Below are 2,955 nucleotides of genomic sequence, written 5' to 3'. Positions count from 1 at the left end.
ACTACAAAGGTAATCTCAAGGAACCTTTGTATATTGCATATTGGAGATACAATAATTCGAAAATAAATATGCAAACGAATTAAACGAGAAAGATGATACTTTCTCACCTAAGTTTACATCATTTTATGTAAATTTAGGAGTGCGGAACTTATCCAAAGTCTTTTTGTCGCTGTGGCATTGACTGCAACAAGTGTAGGAGTTACGGTAAGTATATGGCAGGAAGCGAATTTGTTGAATAGCCATCATGGTGAGATATTGCTGGATGTCGCAGAGCTGGATGATATATCTGGTATTATTCTCATGGCATTATTGTTTGCTGTTGCTCCTGTATTAAAAGATGGCAGTATTTCTGCAGTTCTCCCCGTGTTGCCGGGTGTTCTTGGTTTATTTATTCTAAAATTAATCGCTTTTATTGGTTTCTGTATATTTTTTTCACGCTATCTTGAAGCTCATATTACCAGATTCTTTGAAAAAGTACAGGTTGGAAAAGGTACATTACTGGTCATTCTGGGGATTGGGATGGTAGTCGCCGCAATGGCTGAGATGCTTGGATTTTCAGTAGCTATAGGAGCTTTTTTTGCAGGTCTTATATTCAGTCGAGACCCTGATTCAGTAAAGTTTGACGGGTCCTTTGAACCTTTATATGACCTGTTTATGCCGTTCTTCTTTGTAGGCATCGGATTGCAGATCAATCCAGAAGTAATTACCGGATCTCTGATACCCGTCATCATATTGTTACTGGTAGCATTTGCCGGGAAATTTGTAGGACATGGTGCTATTGCGTATTTTGTCACTGGCTCATCCAGTGCTCTTGTACTTGGTACCAGTATGATACCAAGAGCAGAAATTGCTCTTATTGTCATGCAATAAGGACTGTCACTTGGTGATTGGGCAGTAACTCCTCAAATATTTGCCAACATGGTTATAGTGTCTGCAATAACCTCATTGACAATACCAATAATATTACGTCCCCTTTTAAACCGGAAAGCTAAAGAACTGACATAAGTTATTTACCTGCATGGATAATATAAAAATACACATTTTCTTACTAATCTATAAATACCAGCAGGATTACCTGATTATTGGTTAAAATTTAATAGGGGGAAATATAAATATGGCAGACAAAAATAAAAAAGTTTCAGCAAATGTAGAGGGACCATACTATGTCGATGAGGACTGCACTGCCTGTGAGCTTTGTGTGGACACAGATCCGGACCATTTCGCAATGACCGATGATGGGTCCTATGCTTATGTCTACAACCAACCAGAAACAGATGAGGAAGTAGAAGCCTGTGAAGAAGCGTTGGAAGGATGTCCGGTTGAAGCAATCAGAAATGATGGTTAATCAACCAGGATTTATCCTATTCTGGTTTAATTTTTTATAATTGTTTTTCCAGTTCTATGAGCTTTTTTTTCTCTTCAAGCTTTTGCGGATTAAACCCGCCACCAAATCCACCCAATCCCTTTTTTGATACTACTCTGTGACAGGGAATAACTATTGGATAGGGATTTTTGGATAATGCCTTTCCTACCGCCTGTGAAGCTCCAGGTTTTCCTATCCTGTAGGCAACCTCTGAATACGTGATTGTTTCACCATAGGGTATATTTCGGGTTTCATTGAGAACCTGTCGTTCAAATTCTGTAAGATGTGAGAGATCCAGTTCATAATCTGAAAAATCCACTTCCTTACCGCTGAGATACTTTAACAAATCTTTACAAAGCAAACTTATATTTGCATCAGTCATTATCATCCCAACCATCAAAAATTTCGTTTTCAATGGATTCCCTTTTCTTTTTATTGTATCGCCAGCTTATACCAAGAAACATCAAGACTGCAAATACAACCCCCGATATAACAATCAAGTACGTATGGCTTTGTTCAACCAACAGTGGGTTTATATTATCCTTCATTTCATATTCCGGATACATTATATCATTTCTGTCATCACTATGTCCAAGCCCCAAAGCATGTCCAAATTCATGTTTGGCGATTTCACGCATATTGGTATCACCATACTGCTGCCATGAAAAACCCTGATAATTTCCAACCTCAAGTACGATATCTGCCCGCACATATTTTCCGTCTACTACATAGGGTCTGCAGTATCCTGCAACACCATCAGGAGCATCTTCTACCTTTTCCAAGTTTTCAACCCATTTCACATTGATGTCAGCCTTATCCATGGAGTCTACAAGTTTGAACTCAGGATCAAAACTTAATTGGCCGTTACCACCCTGTTCCCAATATCCCATTGCTTTTTCTATTTGGTCGTAGTAAGTGGGACTATAATGTTCAGGAACATTTTCATCATCGATAAATACCGTTATAGGTGAGTGGTCCCATGGATTCTCAAGCATCTTGGGATAAGACTCTGCAGCAGAAACCGGACATATAAAAATAAATAATATCAGTATTATCAAAGCTAATTTCATGGTTTCCATAAGTCAATGTTTGTATGTACACGCATATACATAAATCAATTGGATGCCATGAGCAGGTTCCATGTACAAAAAAGTCAGATTTATGAACACCTAAATAATATTAAAAATCTTAAAAAAAAGACATACAACAAACATATTAAAAGATAAAACAACATCATTGTTTGATGAACATAAATACAATTTTTATAAACATCAAATTTATGTATACGTACATATATATGTAGTTTTATCGCAACACCGGCCAATCATAACGTACTTTACAAGTATATTATCGATGGTGTTGGATGGTCTATAGGTCTATAACTACTCGAACTTGGCTGAATTAGAGGACAACTGTTCTCTAATTCAATATCCCTTGCTCTTTTTGATATAATTATCACTTAAAATTGATAATTTTATATAATTGCCGAACATGATTAAGTTTTATATAAAACCAATCAGTTTGATTTTAACCACTAAAGCATGAAAAAAGAAAAAGCAGTTGTGTTTGACAGTGCAGGCACGCTTTTACAG

General features: G+C 36.8%; 4 protein-coding genes. 2 read left to right on the top strand and 2 right to left on the bottom strand.

From position 1 onward, the window contains the following. The first annotated feature begins 117 nt into the window (after positions 1 to 117). Together ACLFMM_RS09660 and ACLFMM_RS09655 are read left to right on the top strand one after the other, a co-directional pair. Positions 118 to 870, top strand: a complete 753-nt coding sequence (locus tag ACLFMM_RS09660; protein WP_410808522.1) for a cation:proton antiporter — start codon at positions 118 to 120, stop codon at positions 868 to 870. A gap of 244 nt (positions 871 to 1,114) precedes the next feature. After that, entirely contained in the window at positions 1,115 to 1,345 is a 231-nt protein-coding gene (locus tag ACLFMM_RS09655; RefSeq protein ID WP_410808521.1) for a ferredoxin, read from the top strand. Between the two features lie 34 nt (positions 1,346 to 1,379). On the opposite strand, the gene ACLFMM_RS09650 is transcribed toward ACLFMM_RS09655, so the two are convergent. Both ACLFMM_RS09650 and ACLFMM_RS09645 read right to left on the bottom strand, forming a co-directional pair. Next, positions 1,380 to 1,745 (bottom strand): methylated-DNA--[protein]-cysteine S-methyltransferase, encoded by a 366-nt coding sequence (locus ACLFMM_RS09650; protein WP_410808520.1) that lies wholly within the window; start codon positions 1,743 to 1,745, stop codon positions 1,380 to 1,382. Continuing rightward, a complete protein-coding gene (locus ACLFMM_RS09645; protein WP_410808519.1) occupies positions 1,738 to 2,442 on the bottom strand; it encodes a matrixin family metalloprotease in 705 nt (234 codons plus the stop codon). The genes ACLFMM_RS09650 and ACLFMM_RS09645 overlap by 8 nt, the downstream gene beginning before the upstream one ends. Positions 2,443 to 2,955 lie beyond the last annotated feature (513 nt).

This window comes from Methanohalobium sp. (assembly GCF_046546175.1).
GTDB lineage: Archaea > Halobacteriota > Methanosarcinia > Methanosarcinales > Methanosarcinaceae > Methanohalobium.
This window is presented reverse-complemented; position numbering and strand designations above follow the sequence as displayed.

Bases quoted from the DNA above. Each gene is read 5' to 3' on its own strand.
- ACLFMM_RS09655 (WP_410808521.1), top strand. From the start codon at position 1,115: ATGGCAGACAAAAATAAAAAAGTTTCAGCAAATGTAGAGGGACCATAC.
- ACLFMM_RS09650 (WP_410808520.1), bottom strand. From the start codon at position 1,745: ATGACTGATGCAAATATAAGTTTGCTTTGTAAAGATTTGTTAAAGTAT.
- ACLFMM_RS09645 (WP_410808519.1), bottom strand. From the start codon at position 2,442: ATGGAAACCATGAAATTAGCTTTGATAATACTGATATTATTTATTTTT.